General features: G+C 40.1%; 1 pseudogene. It reads left to right on the forward strand.

Annotation, left to right across the window (positions count from 1 at the left end):
- Positions 1-521, forward strand: a pseudogene (locus tag R7Q48_RS30995) (hybrid sensor histidine kinase/response regulator); the annotation flags it as partial.

Here is a 521-nt window from a genome sequence, read left to right on the forward strand (position 1 = left end):
CTTTCTGCAAGAAAGTCATGCGTTCGTTTGGCGGTAATATTAAGTGCATTTCCCAGCCGGGAGAGTGGTCACAGTTTACGTTGACTTTTCCGCCTATCACATCAGATACGGTAACGGAAATTAAAGACGAACTGACCAAAATGAAATCAATTTTATTGGTCAGTAATCAAGACATTATCGTGCAAAAAATGGCAGATATTAGTCGCTTCATGGGATTTGATGTCACCGTTTTAGATGTAAAAAGCGTCTTTAAAAAGAAAGAATACGAGTTTGAATTTGACCTGATATTTGTCGATGTGGAAAGCCTTGATGTTTTAGAAAACCAATTAGACAGAATCGAATCGTTACTTTCATTTACTGAAGCGCGTGTGGTGTATCTTTTTGAGCACAAACCTGCGCAACGAGCTAAAAAAGCTGGTCATGACCCGATTTGGGTAGAGACTCAAGCGTGGCTGCTAAACACCAAAGCTACAATTGAGCGTTTGCTTTACGATTCCACTTATATCTCGTCAACACTGCCA

This window comes from Vibrio sp. 378 (assembly GCF_033339435.1).